Origin of the sequence: Nonomuraea longispora, assembly GCF_004348345.1 — a bacterium.
Classification (GTDB): domain Bacteria; phylum Actinomycetota; class Actinomycetes; order Streptosporangiales; family Streptosporangiaceae; genus Nonomuraea; species Nonomuraea longispora.
This window is the reverse complement of sequence record NZ_SMJZ01000001.1, coordinates 119,696-140,806: the sequence shown is the minus strand read 5'-3', so window position 1 is coordinate 140,806 and position 21,111 is coordinate 119,696. Positions and strand designations below refer to the sequence as shown.

The following is a 21,111-nucleotide window of genomic DNA, read 5'->3' as shown; positions in this document are numbered from 1 at the left end:
CCTGGTGCCAGACATAGGCCGACTTGCGTGAGACCCGCAGCTTCTTGGCCACCACAGGCGGCGACATGCCCGCCGCGAACAGCCCGGCAGCCTCCAAGCGGACCTGTTCACGCTTGGCTCGCGCCGCCGGGGTCAGACCACCACCATCCGGATAACGCATCCCACCGGCATACTCCCGAACCCCGCCGCGAGCACGCAACCACGCCGTGTCACCTCAGACTTTCAACCGCTGTAGTGGGCGTACCCGAAAGACATCCCAGGAGTTTGAATGTCAAGCCGTAGCACTCTGAGCGTGATGCGACCAAGCGGTCGCTTCGCTGTAGAGCGTGCCGGTTTTCAGGCAGCCGTGCAGGATGCCGACGAGCCGGTTGGCGAGTTGGCGCAGCGCGGTGTTGTAGCCGACTCCGCGGGCGCGTTGCTTGTCGTAGTAGGCGCGGGCGCCGGGCGAGGCGCGCAGCGCCACCGAGGCCTGGGTCATCAGGGCATCGACCAGCCGGTCGTTGTGCACGAAGCGGGCCAGGACGCTCTTCTTCCTGCCCGAGGCCCGGGTGATGGGGCTGGTTCCGGCGTAGTTCTTGCGAGCCTTGGCGCTGGCGTAGCGGTCGCGGTCGTCGCCGAACTCTGCGAGCACCCGGGCGCCGAGGATCGGTCCCAGTCCGGGCTGGGAGACGATGACCTCAGCGGCCGGGTGCTGGCCAAAACACTCCTCCACCTGCCCCTGCAGGGTCTTGACCTGCTCACCGAGCACGGCCAGGACCGCGACCAGCGCCCGAACCGACATGGCGTAGGCCGTGGTGACCACCTCGGGCTGACCGAGGTGTTCGGTGCGCAGCGCTGCCTGAATGTCGGTGGCGCGTGCGGCAAGGTCGCCGCGGCGGCGGGCGCGTTTGAGCGCCGCACTGATCTGGCCGACCGTCAGTTTGGCGGCCGAGGCCGGGTCGGGGGCCTTGGCCAGCAGATCAAGGGCTTCGGCCGCGTCCAGGTCCTCGAACGCGGTCAGGGCGGCGGGGAAGTACTCCCGCAGCGCGTGCCGCAGCCGCTGTCCGGCCCGGGTCCGCTCCCAGATCAGTGTCTTGTGGGTGCGGGCGACGACCTTGATCGCTTCGGCCTGCGGGCTGTCGCCGGCGATCGGGCGCAGCTGGTGGGCGTCGGTGCGGACCATGTCGGCCAGCATGTGCGCGTCGGCCGCGTCGCTCTTGGCGCCCGAGACGGCCAGCCGCTCGCGGTAGCGGGCGGCCTGCAACGGGTTGACCGCGAACACCGTGTATCCGGCCGCGACCAGCGCCAGCACCCACGGGCCCCGGTCGGTCTCGATCCCGACCAGCACCTCCACGTCCTCATCCGGGGCTTCGCCGGTCCGCTCGGCGATCATCGCGTGCAGCCGGGCCATCCCGGCCACGCCCTCGGGCAGGCGGGCCTTGGCCAGCCGGCGTCCCGTGGCGTCCATCACCTCCACATCGTGATGCGCCTCGGCCCAGTCATCCCCCACGAACAGTCGCAACAGCTCTCCCCAACCAGTACACGATCACCTGCAGCAGCCAGCGGGAGAACCATCAGCGACCTAATCAAGCAGTGCTCACACCGACACCGTCAGTGGGCAACGACATCCCAGAAGCGATCAACTCTCCCGGCCACCCGGCAGGGGCACTGTCTTTCGGCCGGACTCGAAGTCCAGGAGCCGCAAGTGCTCACCCGCCGGACGGCTACCAACCAGCGAGTCTGCCCTACCGGGCAACCCGCTACGACTGATTAGGTGCCGGCGTCGCTCAGGACGGGCTCGCGCGCACTCCCCCCCGCGCATCGCCGCTGGCGAATAGAGGTAGAGATTCCCCTGGACAAGGCCAGTCGCTTGTGATGATGCCGGGCCGTGTCTTTGGTTCTCTCTTGATCGACAACCCGTCATGGTCTTGAAACGTGAGTATCAGAGCCGCAGAGCGCCCAACGAACCATGTGCCTCGCGAGGCCGACAACCGCCTGGCCGCCACGGTCGAAACAGTTCTGATCATCATCGGGTTCGCCGGCATGCTCTTTCTTCTGCCTCGGTTGGATTGGGGCGACGGCTCGGTCCGCTACCACCAACTGACGGCTCTGCTCGAACAGGGGGCGTTGCCGGAAGGAAAGTACTCGATGGTCGGGCCGCTGTTCTCGGCGCCGCTCTGGCTGATCGGGAAGATCGGGGGGTCGCCGGACTGGTGGACGTTGCGCTACAACCTTTTTCTGCTTGTCGGCGGGGTGGCGTTCGTCTGGTTCACTCTACGTGACCTGCTGCCCCGGCCGCTTCTGAGAAGGTTCATCCTGCTGCTGATCTTCGCGTCGATGTTCGCCCACCATCAGCTCGGATACAACGGCGAGATGTTCACCGCGATCCTCGTTCTCGTCGGCTCTGTTGCGCTGATCGGAGGCAGAACGTGGCCGGGATGGCTGGCGGTCGCCATCGGGGTGGCCAACACGCCCGCCACCCTGCCCGCGCTGATCATGATGGTCGCCAAGTGGGTTTGGGACGTCCCGCGACTGCGCTGGGTGCTGGTGGTGCTCACGGCGGTCGGGCTGGTGATGGCGGAGGCGTGGCTGCGTCGTGGCAGTCCACTCGCTACGGGCTATGAGGGGGATGACCGGGGCAACCGCACGATCATGCCGTATTCAGGCCTGCCAGGTTTCAGCTATCCGATCTTTTTCGGGGTGCTGTCGCTGGTCCTCTCCTTCGGCAAGGGCCTGCTCTTCTTCGCGCCCGGCCTGTTCCTGCCCGTGCGGCAGCGCCTGCGCGACCTGGCCGCCGGTCGACAGCTCTACGATCTGTGGCTGGCGTTCGTGCTCGGTTTGCTGCTGCTGTACGCGATGTACTGGTCATGGAGCGGTTCCTCGTTCTGGGGGCCACGATATTTGCTGTTCGCGGCGGTACCTGCGGCGTTCGCGCTTGCCGTACGGTGCCACCGGCCGGGGGACTCGGCTGGGGCCGACCTCGTCACCGTGCTGGCACTCGGGCTGTCGATCTGGGTCGGCCTCAACGGCGCGGTGTTCGGAGACGTCGACGTTCCCAAGGTGTGCTGGCCCGACGGAGCCGGCCAGTACGAGGCTCCGATCTGCTTCTACACGCCGGAGTTCAGCGCGTTGTGGTATCCGTTCGTGGCTGGAGGCAAGCCCTTGAGCGCTGGTCAGTGGATCTATCTCACCTATGGTCTCGCTGTGGGTGTCTATCTGCTGGCGGGGCCGCTGCTGCGGCTCGTAGGACACCTGCGTACCTGGATGGGCTTCGCGACAGCCCGGATCAGGGCCGTTCAATGGTAGGGCCGCGAGCCAGGTCACGACCTCCCCTCGTGTCGGCGTACGTACGGGGCGCCCGGCCCAGCACCTTCTCGACATCTGGGCTGGCCCTCCGCTCAGCCGGCGTGGGCGCGCGCCCAGGATGGCCAGGGTCGTCTCCACCGCGTTCGCCGGCATGAAGGTCAGCATCTGTGTTCGTGCCTGGTCCGGGGTCTGGTCCACGAACCGGATCGGTTCGCCCAGCGCGGCGCCGATCGCCTCGGCCTGCTCCCGGGGTGTCACCGTGGCGGGGCCGGTCAGGTCGTAGATCTGCCCGGCGTGGCCGTCCTCCCGCAGCGCCGCGGTGGCGACCGCGGCGACGGTCCGCTCGGGACTACTGACGCCGCCCAGGCGTAGGTGTTAATCCAGCCGACCCCTGGCACGCGGATAGGGGGTCTCTGCCGCAGCCGGACCGAGCCCCGGAGGACCCGCCCGTGTGACAGCTGTCATGTCGTACTCATGATGGCGATGTCTACACCGCTACACGGTCCTGTACGAAGATCGGACCATGACGAACGGTAAGAACACCCCGAACTGGACAGTCGGCATGGGGTCGGGCATCGCACTGGGTATGGGACTGGGCGTCGCGCTGCACAACGTCTCTCTCGGCATCTCGATGTCCATGTGTCTCGGTGTCGCCCTCTCGTACGCGCTGGCGGAAAAGCGCGAGACCGAGGAGGAGTGAGAGCGGGACGGCGGGCCGGTCGAGCACAGACGGAAGGAGATCGGCGAGGTCGAGGTCGGTGAAGAGCTCTCGCGTCATGGGAGCGATGGCCGCGGCCAGGTCCTGTAGGAGACGGGTCCCGTCGCGTGGAACGTATGGTCAACGGTCAGCCGGGTCTGGTGTCTCAGCAACACGGCGTCATTGTGACGGTGTTCGCGTTCGACGTCGCGGGCGACCGGATCAAGCACATCTGGGTCGTACGCGATCCCGAGAAACGCCGGCGCCGGACGACGTGACGGGCGATGAAGATGTTGTTGACTGAGGCTAGTGCGGACGGGTCACCGGGACGACGGCAAGAAGCTGATCAGGACCTTTGAAGTCCTTGGGATTGCAGGTGTACAGAGGTAGCCCGTTCGCGATCGCCACAGAGGCGATCATCAGATCTGCGGTGCGAGGGCATGGTTCGCGCCCTGAGGCGGTGACGGCGGTCCACAACTGGCCGTACTCGCGGGCTGCGGTGTCGTCGAAGGGGAGTGGGTCGAATTCGGCTTCGGCGGTCTGGAGGATCTTCATGCGCTGGGCGAGTTCCCGCGTTCCTGCCGCCACCAGGACGCCGGCCGAGAGCTCCGCGGTGGTGACGGCGCTGATCATCATCTCGTCGGGGAGCTCGTCGGGATCTATGCCGGCACGCAGGACGCGGATGTTGGTGTCGAGTAGCCCCAGGGAGTGGGTCATCCCTCGTCCTCGGCGAATTCGCCTCTGCCATATGCGCGGTCGTAGGGGTTGTAGAGATCGTCATTGACGTGACGGTCCATGGCCTCGCGATATTCACGGTCGTCCAGTCGTGGCATTCCACGCGACACGGCGGCGAACTCGGCGCGCGACACGGCCCGGCGCGGGCGGCATTCTCCCAGATGTTCATTCCCCGCCCTCCCTGAGCTTGTCGATCCGTGATGAGACGTACTCCCATTTCGTCCGGAACTTCGTGAGCTCTTCGCGGCCCGCGTCGTTGAGCGCGTAGAACTTGCGCGGCGGGCCGAGCTCGGAGGGGCGTTTCGTCACCTGGACGAGCCCGTTTCTCTCCAGCCGCAGCAGGATGGCGTAAACAGTCCCTTCGACGACGTCGGTGAAGCCGAGGTCGTTCAGCCGGCGCGTGATGGCGTACCCGTAGGTCTCCTCGCTGCGGATGATCTCCAGCACGCAGCCTTCGAGCGTGCCCTTCAGCATCTCCGTCAGGTCGTCCATGCCGACCCTCCGATCTACTCAGTGGCACCGAGTACTGCTACATAGTATCACTGAGTAGGACGGTCAGCCCTTCGCTGCGGGTAATGCGTACAGGTTGCCGTTCGCGCTGCCGACGTAGACGAAGCCGCCCGCCACGACAGGCCGGGGTTCGATCGTGCCGCCGGTCCGTACGCTCCATCGCACCGTGCCGGTGGCGGCGTCGAGCGCGTGCAGAGTTCCCTCGCTGTGCCCCACGTGCACGGTCCCGCCCGCCACCACCGGACCCGAGACGGGGCCTTTGCCCAGCGGGAAGCTCCATCGCACCGTGCCGGTGGCGGCGTCGAGCGCGTACAACCTGCTGTCGACGCCGCTGATGTACACCAGTCCGGAGGCCACCGCGGCCGTCCACTTGTAGCCGGCTTTGTCGCCTTCGGTGGGGAAGGTCCACAGCCGCGTGCCGGAGCCGGCGTCCAGCGCGTACGTCGTGCCCTTCTTGTCGCCGAGGTACACGGTCCCGCCGGCCACCACCGGACGGAAGCCGACGGGGGCGCCGATCCTTGAGCTCCATCGGACCTTCCCGGAGGAACCCCGCAGCGCGTGTACCCTGCCGTCGGTGGTCGCGGCATGGACGAACCCGCGCGCCTTCGCCAGGTGCGTGTGGTCGCGCTTTCCGCCTGCTTGGAAGCGCCACTTACCGACTCCCGAGGCGGCGTCCAGCGCATACACGGTGCCATGGTCGCTGCCGACATGGACGACATCACCGGCCAGCACGGGATCGGGGTTCAGAACGTCGCCCTCCGGCCGGAAGCTCCACAACCTCGTGCCGGAGGCGGCGTTCAGCGCGACGACCTCGGCTCTCATGGACAAGGGGGTCTTCCTGGTCCAGACATACAGGCGGCCGGCCTCGGAGACGAGGTCGCTGATCGCATCGATCCTGCGGCTCCACCTCATGCGGCCGGTGGCGGCGTCCAGCGCGACCAGCCTGCCGGAGGTGTTCGCCGCGAACACCGTGCCGTCCGCCACCACGTGATCGAACAGCAGCGAACCCCCCGTACGGAAACGCCAGCGCAGCGTGCCGGTGGCGGCGTCGAGGGCGGACACCGTGCCGTCGCCGCTCGTCGCGTAGACGACGCCGTCGACCACGACCGGCTCGGCATGCACCACCGCGTCGGTCGGATGGTTCCAGCCGCTCGCGTGCGCGGGCCCGGGGGCGCGGACGCCTGGCCGGTATCGTGCGAGCAGCCTGCGCTGCAACGTGGGGGAGACGAGCCGCACCGCCTCGCGCGAGAGCGAGCTCAGCCGGACGATGACGGGGCCCACGTTGATGAGGGTCGTGCCGTAGAACCCGTTCGTCTCGGCCACGGTGTAGGAGAGGAAACCCGGACTCTCGGTGGTGGGATCGAAGGCGTTGGCCTCTTTGACGGCGCCGACCTCGGCGGTGAACAGCTGCCGTGCGCCCGCGTACGACGAGGACACCCATTCCACGGAGAGCGAGACGACGACGCCGTCGTCCGTGGGCGGTATCCAGTCGCATTTCGCCGGTTTCGTCCGTGCCGTTCCCGCCGTAGAGCCGTCCGCCCGGGGAACCGGACGGTAGCCGTCGGCGAGGACGGACAGGTCCCGGCCGGTGAGCAGCGCGCAGGCGTCAGGCCAGGCGCTCGCCGGGACACCGCCGAAGGGCGTGGGCCCGCGCGAAAGCCCGTGGACCAGTTTGTACGCGGTGATTCGGCCGTCACCGCTGAGCACGAAGGCCATCCCCGGGATCGACCCGACCAGGGACACCCGGTCGTACGGCAGGTCGAGCGGCAACCCGGCGAGTTGCCCGGTGCCGGAGTCGACGGAGAACAGGTACGCGGCCAACGGCCATTGACCGCCCGGGAGGGCCCTGGCATGGTCGGCCGCCGCGGAGTACGAGCCCGCGAACAAGGGCGGGACCCAGCGGCCGGGGGTCGTGACCGGCGCGGCTTCGGGGGCGGTGGGCAGCAGCCGGCCGTCCGCCCCGGCGTAGAAGTGGTCGTCCCCCACCGAGGCGTGGACGTGTCCTGCCGCATTGGCCGTGACGTCCATCGCCGTGTCCTCGGCCGGCGGCGACGAGGACGGCAGCGGGCGTGTCCATTCCTGCCGCAGTGTGCGCGGGTCCATCGAGGCGAGCCGCGGGTCGTCTCCCGCGCACAAGCTGAGCAACGTCACCGACCGGGCGGTGGCCGCGCCGCGAAGGTGGCAGCCCAGCGGATAACTCATCCGTGCCGTGGCCGCCCCGGTACGGAGCTCCAGGGCCTGGAGGTCGAAGGGCTCGGCCGGTCGTTCGAACACCACGATGCCGCGCTCGGTAACCATGATCCGCGAGCCCCGGTACGTGCCGGGACCGTCTGCCCAGGGCCGGCGGTGGGAGACGGTGACCGTGCGCCGCCACAGCGCGGCTCCCGTGGTCAGATCATGGGCGTGCAGGGTGTGCTCGGCGACGTCCGGCGTACCTCGCGACACCACCAGCGTGTCCGCCGCGATCCACACGCCGGTGAGCGACGGCCCGGCGGGGACGGAACGCAGGAGCCTGCCCGTGCGCGGGTCGTGGATGCGTACGGCGCCGTGGCGCGTCGCGACGGCGACCGCGTGCTCGGACACGGCGGTCCGGGGAGTGTCGAAGGGCGACTCGCCGGCGCCGGCGTCCGTGGGCACTGACCACGCCGTACGCCACTCGACGGGCACGAGCGGCAGCCGAGGAGCGGACGCGGCCGAGCAGGCCACCAGGACCGCCGCGAGCAGGACGGCGACCGCGCGCCGCCCGCGCACGATCAGCACCCCTTGATCTGCTGGATCTTCCGCTCGATCACACACGCTTCACCGCGAGAGATCGGCTGCCAGCCGCGCAGCGGGGAGACGGTGTAGTAGGCGCGGTAGGCCTCGGCCGTGCCGGTGACCCGGAACGGGCTCCCGCCCGGCCCTTCGATCGTCAGCTGCTCGGTGCGGTCCTCCGCGAGCGCGGTGACCTGGAGATCGAACTCGTAGTAAGCCGCGGTGCCTTTGACCGACAGGGAGAGCGTGATCTTCTCGCCCCGTTTCAGGTCTATCTGCTTTGTCCTGAAGTAGGACGTGCCGGGGTCCTCGGCGGCGGTGAAACGCGGGGCGGGCTCGTCGAGGTCGGCGGAGAGTTCGACCGTGTCGACCTCTCCGGCGGGAGTGCTGATCAGCACGGCGCCGTCGGAAACCGGTGCGCGGGTGAGAACGCGGGGCTTGATGTCGATGACGCGTACGCTGCTGCGGTTCCCGACAAGGACGACGGTGGCGTCCGCCCTTTCCAGAGGGGCCCGGTCATGGCGTGCCATGACGGCGTCGGCCCGCGCGCCGGACGCGTTGCCGAGCAGAATGGCGCGCTCTCCGGGATCGGTCACCGGCTCTCTCAGAGCGGTGTCCTGAGCCGAATGGTCGACGGCCACGTGGCCGACCTTGATCGGGGGCTCTCCGCTGATCCGGTCGACCGTGTCGGGGCCGCGTGCGTTGAACCAGGAGGTGAACACGACACCGATCGCCGTGATGATCACAGCGCTGAGGACTCCCGCCAGCCATGTCCTCATGGCCGTCCACCGCCCGGCCGGCCCGGCCTGCTCGGCCCGTGGGGTGGGAGCGGCCCGCCTGGGCTTGGCACGCCTGTTCTGGCGTGCTCTGGCCATGGGACGTTTCCCTTCTCAGAAACGGCGGCTGAATCTCCTTATAGCTATAGGGTCCTGGGCGGCGTGATGGTGAGCTATTCAGGACGGGCATGGTTCGTAGCCGTTGCGCCGCCGCGCGGAGTGGTGATTCAGGGCAGCGTGTCGGTTCGGCTCTCGCTTGTGGTGGGCCGGGTCAGCAACGCCACCCGCAGGGAGGCGTGGCCGGCTCCGGCGAGCAGCAGCAGCGGCACGGCGCCCCACGGGTTCCACGTGCCGCCCCGTCCCAGTGCAGGTGGACGAGGGAGAAGATCTGCGGCGTGAGCAGCGCCGCCCCCATGGCCTGGGCGATGCGGGCGAGGACCAGCACGGTCGCGTCGGGGGCCAGCCCGCGCCCGGTGAGCAGGACGGCCAGCATCCGGCCCCGGCACGCAGCCGTCACCGACGGGGGAGCGAGAGTGAGCATACGATCAGCATCGGCCGCCGGTGGCTGCCCGGTCTTGAACGAATATGCGGCGCCTGTCCTGTCGGTGCCGTTGCGTACGGTTGTCCGGTGCGTACAGAAAGACGGCTGATCCAGAGCCCGCACTTCGTGCTCCGCGCGGTCGAGTGCACCGACGACCACGGCGGCTGGTCGGCTCCCGAGACGGCTCCCGGCGCGCAGATCGTGCTGGTGCGGCGGGGGCGGTCGGAGCCGGCCGACCGCGCCAGGGAGGCGGTTCTCGCCGACGAGCCCGGCTGCGGCAACCTGGTGGCCCTGTCCCGCCGGCTCGGAACCTCCCCGTCCCACCTGAGCCACACGTTCCGGCACCACGTCGGCATGCCCCTGGGCCGCTACCGCAACCGCGTGCGCGTGAGTCGCGCGCTGACCCGCCTCGACCAGGGCGAGACGGACCTGGCGGCGCTCGCGGCCGGCCTCGGCTTCAGCGACCAGGCCCACCTGACCCGGGTGATGCGCGGCGAGCCGGGCCACACGCCCGGCCGGGTCCGTGCCCTCCTCGGAGCGGTGACCTCCAGCGAGCCGCAGCGGCGCCGGGCCGCCGCCACCCGCCCGTGAACCTGGGAGGAACCATGTCCCGTCCTTTGCTTCCCCGGCCCGCGCCCGGTGACGTGCTGCTGGTCAGCACCTGTTACGAGGACGGCAAGGCCCAGTGGGGTGGCCTGCTCACGAAGATCGGGAAAGACCGGGACCTCGCGGACGGCGGGGTGCGGCTGCGCCCGGTCGAGAACCCCGGATGGGACTACGTGCACGGCGGCGACATCCCGGCGCTCGTTCCGGACGGCGGCCCCGTGCCGCCGGTCGCCGTGCTGGTGGACATTCCGGTGGTGTTCGGCGAGGACGGTCCGCTGCTGGTGGACCTGGCGGCGGTTCCCGGGCGTGGGGTCCGCGTTCCACCGGCCCGGCTCGGCGAGATCCTGAACGGCCTGCTGGGCGGGGCGCTCACGTTCGACGATCTGGTACGCGGCATGGACCGGTCCGGCATGTACATGGGGGACGCCGGCCGACCTGCCTTCCCCGTGCCCTTGGCGCCGCCGGGCCGGTCGTTCCCGGCACTGCCCTCCACCGACACGGCCCTGCTCGTCCGCACCTCCTTCGACGACGAGGACGGCTGGCACGCCCTGCTGGACGAGCTGGGCGGGGTTGACGAGGACGGCTGTGTCGGCATGGACGATGACGACGAGGAGCACGCCCCGTTGACGGCGCTGGTCGTCGACGACCGGGCCTTCGAGGGCCTCCACCCGGGCGAGGTGCCGGCGCTGGTGCCGCCCGGCGAGCACACCACGCTGGTCGCGCTGGCCGACTCCCGCACCTTCGCCGAGCCCGGCCGGCCGCTGACCGCGGTCGACCTGTACGACACCCCGGGGCTACCCGCCGTCCTTCCCTGCCACGCGGTCGGGTCGCTCGCGGACAACCTGGAAATCGGCAACATGGACTTCTTCGAGTTCGTCGCCATGGAAGGCGTACAACCGTGGTGGGAACGCCCCTGAGATGAGGGCCGCCCGCCTCGCCAGTCGGCCACGGGGGCCAGGGCCTCGCGCGACGACGGCGGGATCAGCCCGCTGCCGACCTGAGTCGTACGGCCTCAGCCGATGAGGGCCTCGTTGATCTGGCGGGAGGTCTGCGTGGCGATGACCGGGTTGACGGCGGCGTAGGAGGTGTAGGCGTTCAGGCCGGTCGTGAGGGCCCAGCCGCGGCCCCGCATCCAGGTGGCGTCGTCCACGCCGAGCGCCGCGCGGAAGGCGGCCCGGCTGCCGGCCGACATCAGGGTGTAGGCGATGGTGAGGTCGCAGGCCGGGTCGCCGATGCCGAGCCCGCCGAAGTCGATGACCGCGTGGAGGCGGCCGTCGAGGGTCAGCAGGTTGCCGGTGTGGAAGTCGCCGTGGAACCAGACGGGCGGGTGGTCCCATCCGGGCGTCTTCAAGGCGGTGTCCCACAGGTCGGTCATGGCGGTGATGTCGAAGACGTCGCCGACCTTGGCGATGGCGTCCCGGGTCGAACGGTCGCGGCTCTCCAAGGACTGGCCCGTGAGGCCGTCGCGGCTCCGCAGGGCGCGTACGCCGTCAGGCGTGTACCGCTGAAGGGCCACCAGGAACTCGGCGAGTTGCACGGCGGCCGCGGACGAGTCGGCCAGCGCCTCGACGGTCGCCACCTCCCCCTCCAGCCAGCGCGACACCGCCCACCGCCACGGATAGCCGAAGCCGGGCTCGCCCACCGCCACCGGCGAGGGGATGGCGAGGGGCAGGTGGGGAGCCAGCCGGGGCAGCCACCTGAGTTCTTTCGCGGCCTGTCCGATGGCGCCTGCGTGGCGGGGCAGCCGCACGGTCAACTGCTCGCCCAGCCGGTAGATCACGTGATCGGAGCCGCCCGGTTCGAGCAGCGTCAGCGGCAACCCGGCCCACTCCGGGAACTGCGTGTCGACCAGCCTTCTGACGAGTGCGGCAGTGATCGTGGGGCGAGGATCGACGGTCGTCGCCAAGTGAGGGCTCCTGTGATGGTCGTACGGCGGGCGGTCGGACCATCACAGTGCACGGCGGCTTGGCCTGTCGACCGAATTTGCGAGTCTTGCCAAGATTGGAAATCGCTATCAGGATGAAAAGCCGATGGCATCGGCTAACGGGCGCCCGCGCGCCTTCCCCTTTTACATCGTCTGCGACGTGTCGCACTCGATGCACACCGCCCGCGAGGACGGACGGCCCACCCCCTTCGAGGTGCTCTCCGACTGCGTGGGCGAGCTGCTGTTCGAGCTGGAGGCGGGCGACCCCGGCGTCAGCGAGGCGGCGCACGTCGCCGTGGTGTCCTTCGCCGACAAGGTCGAGGTGGTGCTCCCGCTGACCAGGCCGTGCGACGCCCTCAGGGTGCCCGCGCTGAAACCGGGCATGCAGACGGACTACCTGGCGGCCTTCCGGGGGCTCGTGAAGATCGTCGAGAAGGACTACAGGAAGTTGTCCAAGCAGTTCGACGTACGGGCGCCGGTGGTCTTCTTCATCACCGACGGCGAGCCGTACGTCGGCGCGACCCACCAGGACGTGCAGGTCTGGGGCCCGGCGCGCGACCGGCTGGCGGGCCTCGACCCGGCCCCGTACATCGTGGCGCTCGGCTTCGGGACGGTGCAGGAGGACACCCTGCGGCGGGTCGCCACCACCCTCAGGGGCGAGGTGCTGGCCTTCACGGGCGAGGTCGCGACGGGCGCGGCCACGGTGCTGCACGGCATCGCGCAGGCCGTCTCCGACAGCATCAGCGCCTCCGTCAACAGGAACACGGCCGTTCTGCGCGGTCCTGCCGGGATGCGGCAGCTCAGATGATCAGGGCGGCGCTGGCGGGGCTGGTCCTGGCCGCCGGGATCGGCCCGGTGGGTGCGCCTGCCACTCCGTCGCCGCAGCCCACGGTGACGGTGACCGTGCAGGGCGGCGGGTGGTCTGCGGGCCTGCCGTGGTGGATCCTGTCCGGAGTCGTGGGTGCGGGCGCCGTACTGCTCGGGTGGTTCGTCCTGTCGCGCAGGACGCGCACGGCCGCGGCCGGCGGGAGGGCGCCGCTCGGGCCGCCTCCCCAGCCGCTGCCCGTCCTGCTGGCGGGCGGCGCGGATTCGCGCGCTCCCGGCGTCGCGCTCGACGGCGGCATGCTCGCGCAGACCACGGTCCGTGCGGTCAGCATCCGCGGGCGGCGCCACCGCTACCGCGGCGAACCCCTGCAGGACGCCTACGCGGTACGCCTGAGCGCCGACGGACGCTGGGTCATCGCGGCCGTGGCCGACGGGCTGGGCAGCACGTCGCATGCCGAACACGCCGCCGCGGTGGCCGTACGCGCCGCCACGAACCTTGCCCTGACGCCCGACCACGGCTGGCACGCGGCCTTCGCCACCATCGCCGGGGAGGTCATGCGCGCCACCGCCAGGTTCCACGCCACCGGCGCGGCGTCGGATCCGCCCGCCACGACGCTGACGATCGCGGTGGTCCCCGCGGACGGCGGGCGGGGGATCGCCGCCTGCGCCGCCATCGGCGACTCGCCGGCGTTGTGGCTGCACGGCGGGACGTGGACCGAGCTCTTCCCGCCCGACGGGCGGCGACCGGGCAATTTCACGTCGGCCCTGCCGGACGACCTCGGTGAGCTGCGCGAACGGCAGATCGACTGGCAGCCGGGCGACGTACTGGTCCTGTGCAGTGACGGGTTCGGAACGGCCATGGGCGGCGGAGGCAGCCTGCTGGCCCAGCAGCTCGCCACCTTGTGGTGCTCTCCGCCCGAGCTGCGCAGCTTCCTGCACGACGTGGATTTCCAGCTGTCGACTTACGACGACGACCGGACCGTTCTGGCGTTGTGGGCGGGCCGCCACGACACGGCGGTCATGTGACAGGAGTGCGGCGGCAGCAGCATGAACCCCCCAGATGTGGTCGACGAAGCGGATCTGACGCCCCCCACGGACGCCGACGCCTACTCCCTGCGCCCGGGAGGTCAGGCGCGCAGCCTGACGCCGTGCGGGGTCGCCGGAATTCCCGGCCGGTTCCTGTTCAAACGCTACGACGAGGAGACGCTGGCGGGGCTGGACGAGGACGCCCTGCTCGCCATGGTGCGCTGGCGGCGTGGGCTTCCCCGGCACGACCGCGCGACCCTCGACCAGCGCTGCGCGTGGCCGGTCGCGGCGGTCCGGGACGACCGGATCACCGGCATCCTGATCAGGCCCGCCCCCCGGCAGATGTTCGTCGAGCTGCGCGACCGGCTGACGCCGCGGCACCTCGACGAACTCACCCGGTCGCCCGAGCGGGTGAGCGCCCTGCGCGATCACTACGGTACGCGGTACTACGAGCCGCCCTACAAGCTGGCCGTGCTCGGCCGGCTGCTCGCGACGGTGCAGTGGTTGCACGAGCACGGGTACGTGGTGGGCGATCTGCAACTGCGCAACGCCGTCTTCACCGTCGACCCGGCGCCCGCGGTGTACCTGCTGGACTGCGACTCCTGCCTGCCGGCCGGAGGTCGTGCGGCGTTGGCGGAGGTCGATCCGGAGCAGTGGAAACTCCCTCGCGAAGGGGCGTTCACCCAGGAGTCGGACTACTACAAGTTCGCGTGGGCCGTCGTACGGTGCCTCCAGGAGAGCGCCGAGGCGTGGTCGGTGGACGAGGCCGTGCTCGCCAGGGTTCTGCCCTTGCGGCATCGCCGTCTGATACGGCAGTCTCTGGACGGTTCGCCGAAGTCAGTGGACATCGCGCGATGGCGGGCGGCCGGCGAGTCGTGGCAGTGGCTCGTCACCCCTGAACGCGTCTACGTCGAAACCGACACCAACCTGCGCGAGGTGTGGCGGCGGGGGAGATCCGCCGCCGGCGACGGCTCGCGGGGCCGGCGCGGCGCCGTCGTGGTGCTGCTCGTCGTCCTGGCGGCGTTCGCCGTCGTCCTCGCGCTGACGTTGGGAGCCTGAATGAACACCGGCGAACCACGGCGCATCGGGCCCTACGAGGTGCTCGGCCGCCTGGGTGTCGGCGGTCAGGGCACGGTCTACCTCGCGCAGAGCGAGGCCGGCCGGGTCGCGGTGAAGGTGATCCACGCGCAGGGGGCGGCGGACCCGAGGGCGCGCAGGCGGTTCGCCGACGAGGTGGCCATCGCCTCGCGGGTGCCCAGGGCGTACACGGCCATGATCATCGACGCGGCCATCGACCGTGACCAGCCGTACATCGTCAGCGAGTACGTGGAAGGCCCGTCCCTGCAGAGGCTCGTCGACAACCACGGGCCGCTGTCGGGGCCCGCGCTCGAACGGCTGGCGACCTACACGGCGACCGCCCTGGCGGCGATCCACGGCGTGGGAGTCGTCCACCGGGACCTCAAACCCGCCAACGTCATCATCGGTCCCGACGGGCCGCGGGTCGTGGACTTCGGGGTCGCGCGGGCCCTGGAGGCGACCGCCGTGATCACCACGCCCGTGGGCACCCCCGGCTATCTCGCACCGGAGCAGGTGCTGGGGGACACCGAGGTGGGGTTCCCCGCCGACGTGCACGCATGGGCGGCCACCATGTACTTCGCCGCCACCGGCCGGATGCCGTTCGCGGGCAGCAACGTGGCCGTCATCATCAACCGCGTCCTGACCGAGACCCCCGACGTGACGGTGATCTCCGAGCCGCTGCGGTCACTGGTCGCCGACTGCCTGGCCAAGGACCCGGCGCGACGGCCCACGACCATGGAGCTGCTCGGCCGCCTCGTCGGGCACCAGTCGGACAACGCGCAGGCGACGGTGCCGCGTACACGGGTCCTGTCGGCCGTGCTCGGAACGCTGAAGGAGACCACCACGCTGGGCAGCGGGTCTGCGGCCGACATCGTCGTCCACGGGGAGGGCGTCGCCCCCGCGCACGCCACCGTGCGCAAGGTGAGCGGCGGCTACCGGCTGCACGACCACAGCGGCGGCCTGGGCACGTACATCGACGGCAGCCCCGTCCTCTACGCGACCCTGCGGCCGGGGGACCGGTTCACGATCGGTACGGTGGTGCTCCGCCTCACCGAGGCGGGGAAGCTGGAGCGCGTACGGGGGCCTCGTATGCCCGGCCGGCGCTGGCTGCTGCTCCTCCTCGTCGCGGCGGCTGCGCTGGTGGTCGTCGTCGTGATCACGGGATAGTCACGGGTGTGGGGGCGGTGAGGTTCACCCGTTCCCCGGTCCTGGAGTCGAGCGTGAAGGCGCCGCTGGCGCCGCGGATGGCGTTGGTCCCAGTGAACAGATAGAGCTGCCCGCGCACCGCCGCGGTGGAGGGCAGGTTGAGCTGGGACGGGTCGGCGCCGATCGCGGCCTTCTGCACCGCGGTGGCGGCGGCGGTCACCGCGTCGTACGACATGATCGCCAGCCCGCTGCCCAGGTGCGCCGCGGAGAAGCTCACGCCATGGTGGGGCGCCACGAACTCGTTCCTGAACTGCTGGTAGAGCTGACGGTGCTCGTTGTCCTCGTGGTCGAGCCGCTTCGGCTCCGCCAGCGGCACGAACATCACCTTGATGGGCGCGTCCGGGTCGTGCAGCGACGGGTCGTTCGGATCCTGGTTCTGGGCGTCGTCGCCGGTGACCACGGTGATCGGCGTCGACCGGCAGGGCCGGTTGCGCAGCAGCTTGAGGAACGTGGGCATGAACGTCTGGCGGCCGGCGTAGAAGATCATGTCGGTTTTCGTGCCGCAGATCGTGTCGCTGATGGTGCGCAGGAGCGAAGGGCCGCCACGCGGGTCGAACGGGAAACTGAGTCCGGACTTGTCGACATACTCCTTCAGCCCGAGCTCCGGATCGAGGAAGGCGTCCTTCAGCGAGCCGGCGTACAGGTCCTTGGTGCCCTGCGGGGTCACGTCAGCCCACATCAGGGCCGCGCTTCCCTTGACCTTCTTGTCCTTGAGCTCTTTCGCGATGGCTTCCAGCTGCGCCGAGGTGCTGACGGCCGTGCGGGTGAGCCCCGGAATGGGTCCGCCGTCGTCGATCTCCCCCGTGGTGTTGAACCCGGCCGCCGTGATGAAGTCGGCCACCATCGGAATCCCGGGGTCCTTCGCCAGGGCGCGAGCGGCGTCGATGCTCTCCTGCTGGCTCGGGCCCATCCCGGTGACCGCGACGATCTGGCCGGGGATGCCCGTCGCTCCCGTCGCGGCGTTCTTGCGTACGGCCTCCACCGCCGTGCGCCACTTCGAGCCGTCGTGGCCGGTGTTGGCCAGGACCAGCCGGATCTTGGGGAATGTCTCGGAACGGTTGGCGCGGTACTGGCCGATGAACGCCCCTTCGAGCTGGTGCAGAGCGCGATCGCCGACCAGCCCGCGCGGGCCCGCCCCCATCGGGGCGAGGAGGGCGATCGTGCTGTAGTCGCCCTCCGCGGTGACCTCGCGGTTCTCCGCCGCGATGACCTCGAGAAGCTGCTGGTATTCCTTGCCGAGAACCATCGTCCCCTCGGCCGGGTCCATCAGCCCGACGCACTCGCCTTCGACGGCGACGACATCCTCGCTCTGCGTCTCACAACCGCCCCATGGCCACCAGCCCTGGGTGTAGTTCACGAGGACGACGGTGGAGATCAGGACGGCGACGACAACCACGATCACCACGAGGCGGCGACGGAAAAGCGTCCCCGCCTGCCGTAACAGTCCCCACACGCGCGCGGCGAGGGAGGGAGGCGGTGCCGGTTCGTCATACATGTGGACTCCAACCCGTCACTGATCCCTTGACGGCGCACTCCCCGAAAGCCGGTCGTACGTTCCCCTCCCTGGGTCGGCGGGCGCCTAAACGCGTCTTCATTAAAACGTGATCAGTGAAGGGCGGACAACGGGTTGAGCGGCTTTCCGTTGCCGTCACGGATCCGGGCGCTCGCGGGGGGGACGCGGCATGCGACACGGCCCCGCGGAAGTGCCCCTGACCGGCGGGCGCGTCAACCTCGGGTGTCGTCCGCGTCGCCGACACCGCCCGCCGCGGTGACGCCGATGTGCGTACGGTGGTGGCGAGGGGTGTCGATCTCGTCGAGCAGGGCGACCGCCAGGTCGGCGTAGGAGATGCGGCCGGCCATGTCGATCTCTGCGATGGTGTAGCGGCCGGAACGTGCGCCGGCGTGGTCGAAGTCGCCGGCCGGGCTGACGATCAGCCAGTCCGTCCTGGCGCCCGAGGAGCGCAGCAGGGCCGACGCCGCCGCGTGCCCCAGGCAGATGGGGCGGAACTCCTGCGGGAAACCCGGGGTGTCCATCAACGGTGTGCCATCGGGGGTCTTCAGCGTGGCCGCGAGGCCGACGGTGACCAGCCTGCCCACCCCGGCCCGGGTCAGCCCGTCGACAAGGGCGCGGGCGGCGGCAGGGAAGAAGACGTCGGGCCGCGCGCCGGCGTCGTACGCGGCCATGATGGCGGCGTCGTGCCCGGTCGCGAGGTCGGTGATCGCGTCGGCGTCGGTGACGTCGCCGGCGCGGACTGTGGCCCCCGTGAGGCGCTGGTGTCTGTCCGGTGCGCGCACGACCGCGGTGACCTGATGGCCGCGGCGAAGGGCCTCGCCGACGGCCGCCCGTCCGACGCGCCCGCCCGCACCGAACACAACGATCTTTCCCATGCTCCCACCTCTTCCTTGCGGTGCCGCACAAGGTAGCGGGGGTCGTGGTTACCGCGTGGATACCGCGGTTACGGTGGTTCCGTGACCAAGCCGCTGGATCCGGAGATGTTCGACCCCGTCTGTCCCTCCGGCCTGATGCCGATCAGGATCGGGGACAAATGGGCGGGGATGATCATTCAGTGCCTCGAAGAGGGCCCCCGGCGGTTCTCCGAACTTCTCGTACCGCTGCGGACCATCACCCCCAAGGTGCTCACGAAGTCACTGCGGGCCTTGGAACGTGACGGCTTCGTCGTGCGTACGGTCCACGCCGGCCCCGCCAGGCACGTCGAGTACGCGCTGACCCCGCTCGGCCGCAGCCTGCTCGAACCGCTGGACGCGGCGCGCGCCTGGGCGGAGGCGCACATGGACGCGCTGATCGACGCTCGTGAGAATCAGTAGGCCCGGCCGAAGACGACCCGCTTGCCGTAGGCGGAGGCCTCACCGCACAGCACGCAACGCCCGCTCTCCGGAGCGCCGTCGAGCGGAATGCAGCGCGGAGTCGCCGCCACCTTCGCCTTGATGTCGGCCTCGCACGCGGGGTCGCCGCAGTGCAGCGCCAGCGCCCATCCCGAGGCGACCGCCTCCGTGAAGGAGTCCCAGGTGTCGACCGTCACGGTGTGACCGTCGCGGAACTCGGTGGCCCTGCGCAGCAGGAAGGCCTGGAACTCCTCCAGCACGCCAGGGATGAGCTCCGGCGCGGACGACAGCGGGATGCTCTGCTTGCCCTCGTCGCCGAGCCTCCTCGCCATCACCACGGTGCCGGACTCGAGATCGCGCGGGCCGAGTTCGAGCCGGAGGGGCGCACCGCGCAGCTCCCAGTCGTTGAACCGGAAGCCGGGCGAGAGCTGCGCACGATCGTCGACGTGGGTGCGCACACCCGCCGCCTTGAGCCGCCCCGCCAGCTCCCGCGCCGCGGCCGAGGTCTGCACGCCCTGCTCGCCGCGCCCGATCGGCACGATGATCACCTGGTAGGGGGCCATCCTGGGAGGCAGCACCAGCCCTTTGTCGTCGCCGTGGGTCATGATGACCCCGCCGATCATCCGCGTCGACATGCCCCACGAGGTGGTGTGACACAGCTCGAGCTGACCGGCTTCCGAGGTGTAGCGGATGTCGAAGGCCTTGGCGAAGTTGCTGCCCATGTAGTGGGAGGTGCCGGCCTGCAGCGCCTTGCCGTCCCGCATCATGCCCTCGATGGTGTACGTGCGCACCGCGCCGGCGAACCGCTCACCCGCGGTCTTCTCGCCCGTCACCACCGGGATCGCCGCGACGTCCCGCGCGACCTCCGCGTAGAGATCGAGCGCCAGCATCGTCTCCCGCATCGCGTCGGCCTCGTCGGTGTGCGCCGTGTGCCCCTCCTGCCAGAGGAACTCCGTCGTGCGCAGGAACATGCGCGGCCGCAGCTCCCAGCGCACCACGTTGGCCCACTGGTTGAGCAGCAGCGGAAGGTCCCGGTGCGACGAGATCCACTTGGCCATCATCTCGCCGATGATCGTCTCCGAGGTGGGCCGGACGATCAGCGGCTCTTCGAGCTCCTTGCCGCCGGCGTGCGTGACGACGGCCAGCTCGGGCGAGAACCCCTCGACGTGATCGGCCTCGCGCCGGAGGTAGCTCTCGGGGATCAGGAGTGGGAAGTAGGCGTTCTCGTGACCGGTGTCCTTGATCCGGCGATCGAGCTCGTCCTGGAGCAGCTCCCACAGGCGATAGCCGTACGGTCGGATGACCATGGTGCCCTTGGCCGGGCCCCGGTCGACGAGCTGCGCCTTGGTGACCAGCTCGTTGTACCAGGCCGAGAAGTCCTCCTGCTGAGGCGTCACACCACGTTCATCACGTCCCATGCAGGGAGGATATCGCTCAGGGCCGGGGCCCCAATCCGAAAGAATTCCACCTGCGGGTGCTGGCCAAGTACGGCTACATCGAACGCGTCCCCGGCCAGACCGGTCGTGACCGGCCGTGGCAGCTGGTCGACATCGAGCAGTCCTGGAACTCCGAGCAACCGGACGAGGAGAGCCGGTCGGCGGCGTCCACGCTGAGCCACGCCTTCCTGGACCGGGAGCATTCGCGGATGAAGGCCGCAACACTCGCCGAGGTGCCGGAGGCGTGGAGAGGCAAGCTGCCGAACGTCGGCGCCACCCTCTGGCTGACGCCGGAAGAGGCCGAACACCTCGGACAGGCCATCACCCAGCTGATCAGTCCGTACGTCGATCGCTGGCGCGAACCGGACGCACGCCCGGTCGAGGGGCGCCCTGTCCGGCTGTTCCACAACACCTACCTCCTGCCGTACGCGGACCGCCGGCGGCTGTCGCGGCGATCAGCAGATCGTACGCGCCACGAGGCTTGCCTCCCCGTCGGACGTGGGCCATGAGACGTGCGTGAACTTCGGCGACGTCTGCCGTGTACTCCTCGACGGGAATCAGCGCCAGAACGTCGTCCACGAAGGTCTGCCGGCCGGGTCGGCGGGCTGTATCTGCCAACTCCACGCCGACCGGTGGTTCGGTCACCGTGACGGCTGCAATCGCGACATGTTCGATCACCGAGTCCACAGATGCTCTGCCGCGATGAGTACACCCGTGTCCAACATCAGGCGTCGGGCCACGTCTGTCTCATCTCGTCATCGACCGCCTCACGAGCCGCCGCCACATCAGCCTCGAAATCCTCGTCGAGTGTTCCCGCACTTCGGGCTTCAGTAGCGGTCTCCACCTTCACGCAATCAGATCATCTGATT

General features: G+C 69.9%; 22 protein-coding genes. 11 read left to right on the top strand and 11 right to left on the bottom strand.

Features of this window, described 5'->3' with window-relative positions; genetic code table 11:
- Together E1267_RS47060 and E1267_RS00775 are read right to left on the bottom strand one after the other, a co-directional pair.
- Positions 1 to 160 (bottom strand): helix-turn-helix domain-containing protein (locus E1267_RS47060; RefSeq protein ID WP_132328558.1); only part of this gene is annotated, 160 nt, incomplete at its 3' end.
- 111 nt (positions 161 to 271) lie between these two features.
- The gene (locus E1267_RS00775; RefSeq protein WP_132328556.1) at positions 272 to 1,501 is read right to left on the bottom strand and encodes an IS110 family RNA-guided transposase; all 1,230 of its coding nucleotides are present in this window, start codon (positions 1,499 to 1,501) and stop codon (positions 272 to 274) included.
- 413 nt (positions 1,502 to 1,914) lie between these two features.
- Here E1267_RS00775 and E1267_RS00770 point away from each other — a divergent pair, with 413 nt between their 5' ends.
- From E1267_RS00770 to E1267_RS00760, 3 genes are all read left to right on the top strand, one after another.
- On the top strand, positions 1,915 to 3,285 hold the full coding sequence (locus E1267_RS00770; RefSeq protein WP_132328554.1) for a hypothetical protein: 1,371 nt from the start codon (positions 1,915 to 1,917) through the stop codon (positions 3,283 to 3,285).
- A 523-nt stretch (positions 3,286 to 3,808) separates the two neighbouring features.
- Positions 3,809 to 3,985, top strand: a complete 177-nt coding sequence (locus E1267_RS43980) for a hypothetical protein (protein ID WP_165959407.1) — start codon at positions 3,809 to 3,811, stop codon at positions 3,983 to 3,985.
- A gap of 125 nt (positions 3,986 to 4,110) precedes the next feature.
- Positions 4,111 to 4,260, top strand: a complete 150-nt coding sequence (locus tag E1267_RS00760; protein ID WP_220449285.1) for a hypothetical protein — start codon at positions 4,111 to 4,113, stop codon at positions 4,258 to 4,260.
- A gap of 28 nt (positions 4,261 to 4,288) precedes the next feature.
- On the opposite strand, the gene E1267_RS00755 is transcribed toward E1267_RS00760, so the two are convergent.
- The 5 genes from E1267_RS00755 to E1267_RS45265 form a co-directional block, all read right to left on the bottom strand.
- Positions 4,289 to 4,699 (bottom strand): type II toxin-antitoxin system VapC family toxin, encoded by a 411-nt coding sequence (locus E1267_RS00755; protein ID WP_132328552.1) that lies wholly within the window; start codon positions 4,697 to 4,699, stop codon positions 4,289 to 4,291.
- 183 nt (positions 4,700 to 4,882) lie between these two features.
- Positions 4,883 to 5,209, bottom strand: a complete 327-nt coding sequence (locus E1267_RS00745; protein ID WP_132328550.1) for a PadR family transcriptional regulator — start codon at positions 5,207 to 5,209, stop codon at positions 4,883 to 4,885.
- 63 nt (positions 5,210 to 5,272) lie between these two features.
- Entirely contained in the window at positions 5,273 to 7,987 is a 2,715-nt protein-coding gene (locus E1267_RS00740) for an outer membrane protein assembly factor BamB family protein (protein ID WP_132328548.1), read from the bottom strand.
- Positions 7,981 to 8,856, bottom strand: a complete 876-nt coding sequence (locus E1267_RS00735) for a hypothetical protein (RefSeq protein ID WP_132328546.1) — start codon at positions 8,854 to 8,856, stop codon at positions 7,981 to 7,983. Before E1267_RS00735 ends, E1267_RS00740 begins: the two co-directional genes overlap by 7 nt.
- A 172-nt stretch (positions 8,857 to 9,028) precedes the next feature.
- Positions 9,029 to 9,298, bottom strand: a complete 270-nt coding sequence (locus E1267_RS45265; RefSeq protein ID WP_132328544.1) for a hypothetical protein — start codon at positions 9,296 to 9,298, stop codon at positions 9,029 to 9,031.
- Between the two features lie 87 nt (positions 9,299 to 9,385).
- Here E1267_RS45265 and E1267_RS00725 point away from each other — a divergent pair, with 87 nt between their 5' ends.
- Both E1267_RS00725 and E1267_RS00720 read left to right on the top strand, forming a co-directional pair.
- Complete coding sequence (locus E1267_RS00725) at positions 9,386 to 9,889, top strand: helix-turn-helix domain-containing protein (RefSeq protein WP_132328542.1); 504 nt, start codon at positions 9,386 to 9,388, stop codon at positions 9,887 to 9,889.
- 14 nt (positions 9,890 to 9,903) lie between these two features.
- Complete coding sequence (locus tag E1267_RS00720; RefSeq protein WP_132328540.1) at positions 9,904 to 10,821, top strand: DUF6924 domain-containing protein; 918 nt, start codon at positions 9,904 to 9,906, stop codon at positions 10,819 to 10,821.
- Positions 10,822 to 10,916: 95 nt separating this feature from the next.
- On the opposite strand, the gene E1267_RS00715 is transcribed toward E1267_RS00720, so the two are convergent.
- Positions 10,917 to 11,810 carry an aminoglycoside phosphotransferase family protein gene (locus tag E1267_RS00715; protein WP_132328538.1) on the bottom strand — a complete coding sequence of 298 codons (894 nt, stop codon included), beginning with the start codon at positions 11,808 to 11,810 and terminating at the stop codon, positions 10,917 to 10,919.
- A 124-nt stretch (positions 11,811 to 11,934) separates the two neighbouring features.
- Here E1267_RS00715 and E1267_RS00710 point away from each other — a divergent pair, with 124 nt between their 5' ends.
- From E1267_RS00710 to E1267_RS00695, 4 genes are read left to right on the top strand one after another with little or no spacing between them, the layout of a single operon-like run.
- Positions 11,935 to 12,636: a vWA domain-containing protein gene (locus tag E1267_RS00710; RefSeq protein WP_132328537.1), complete on the top strand. Its 702-nt coding sequence runs from the start codon at positions 11,935 to 11,937 to the stop codon at positions 12,634 to 12,636.
- The gene (locus tag E1267_RS00705; protein WP_132328535.1) at positions 12,633 to 13,679 is read left to right on the top strand and encodes a protein phosphatase 2C domain-containing protein; all 1,047 of its coding nucleotides are present in this window, start codon (positions 12,633 to 12,635) and stop codon (positions 13,677 to 13,679) included. The genes E1267_RS00710 and E1267_RS00705 overlap by 4 nt, the downstream gene beginning before the upstream one ends.
- A 21-nt stretch (positions 13,680 to 13,700) precedes the next feature.
- On the top strand, positions 13,701 to 14,738 hold the full coding sequence (locus tag E1267_RS00700) for a hypothetical protein (protein WP_132328533.1): 1,038 nt from the start codon (positions 13,701 to 13,703) through the stop codon (positions 14,736 to 14,738).
- Entirely contained in the window at positions 14,739 to 15,923 is a 1,185-nt protein-coding gene (locus E1267_RS00695) for an FHA domain-containing serine/threonine-protein kinase (RefSeq protein WP_132328531.1), read from the top strand.
- Here E1267_RS00695 and E1267_RS00690 read toward each other — a convergent pair.
- Together E1267_RS00690 and E1267_RS00685 are read right to left on the bottom strand one after the other, a co-directional pair.
- Positions 15,913 to 17,457: a type 1 periplasmic-binding domain-containing protein gene (locus tag E1267_RS00690; RefSeq protein WP_132328529.1), complete on the bottom strand. Its 1,545-nt coding sequence runs from the start codon at positions 17,455 to 17,457 to the stop codon at positions 15,913 to 15,915. The genes E1267_RS00695 and E1267_RS00690 overlap by 11 nt on opposite strands.
- Before the next feature lie 230 nt (positions 17,458 to 17,687).
- A complete protein-coding gene (locus tag E1267_RS00685) occupies positions 17,688 to 18,350 on the bottom strand; it encodes an NAD(P)-dependent oxidoreductase (protein ID WP_132328527.1) in 663 nt (220 codons plus the stop codon).
- 81 nt (positions 18,351 to 18,431) lie between these two features.
- Between E1267_RS00685 and E1267_RS00680 the strand changes: the two genes are divergently transcribed.
- A complete protein-coding gene (locus E1267_RS00680; protein WP_132328525.1) occupies positions 18,432 to 18,788 on the top strand; it encodes a winged helix-turn-helix transcriptional regulator in 357 nt (118 codons plus the stop codon).
- On the opposite strand, the gene proS is transcribed toward E1267_RS00680, so the two are convergent.
- Positions 18,782 to 20,224 (bottom strand): proline--tRNA ligase, encoded by a 1,443-nt coding sequence (gene proS / locus E1267_RS00675; RefSeq protein WP_132328523.1) that lies wholly within the window; start codon positions 20,222 to 20,224, stop codon positions 18,782 to 18,784. The two genes, E1267_RS00680 and proS, sit on opposite strands and share 7 nt — an antisense overlap.
- Before the next feature lie 56 nt (positions 20,225 to 20,280).
- Here proS and E1267_RS43970 point away from each other — a divergent pair, with 56 nt between their 5' ends.
- On the top strand, positions 20,281 to 20,751 hold the full coding sequence (locus E1267_RS43970) for a hypothetical protein (RefSeq protein ID WP_165959405.1): 471 nt from the start codon (positions 20,281 to 20,283) through the stop codon (positions 20,749 to 20,751).
- Positions 20,752 to 21,111: the final 360 nt, after the last annotated feature.